The sequence below is a fragment of the Streptomyces sp. BE20 genome (assembly GCF_036322525.1).
Taxonomy (GTDB): domain Bacteria; phylum Actinomycetota; class Actinomycetes; order Streptomycetales; family Streptomycetaceae; genus Kitasatospora.
The window spans coordinates 1-282 of sequence record NZ_JAQYWW010000332.1; the positions used below are offsets into that span (position 1 = coordinate 1).

At 65.2% G+C, this 282-nt stretch carries 1 protein-coding gene; it reads left to right on the plus strand.

Annotated features, from left to right (window positions below):
• A partial coding sequence (locus PUR61_RS01790) for an integrase core domain-containing protein (protein WP_329874898.1) occupies positions 1 to 282 on the plus strand: 282 nt, incomplete at both ends.

A 282-nucleotide genomic window follows, 5' to 3' on the forward strand; every position in this document is an offset into this window, starting at 1 on the left:
CACCGTCGAACGCGTCCTGACCGACAACGGCGCCTGCTACAAGTCACACCTGTGGCGCGACACACTCGCCGCATCCGGCATCGCCCACAAACGCACTCGCCCCTACCGACCCCAGACCAACGGCAAGGTCGAGCGCTTCAACCGCACCCTGCTCGACGAATGGGCCTACCAACGCCCCTACACCAGCAACCAGGAACGAACCGAAGCGCTCCCCGACTTCCTGCACGCCTACAACTACCATCGCTGCCACACCGCACTCGGAGGCCAACCCCCGATCACGCG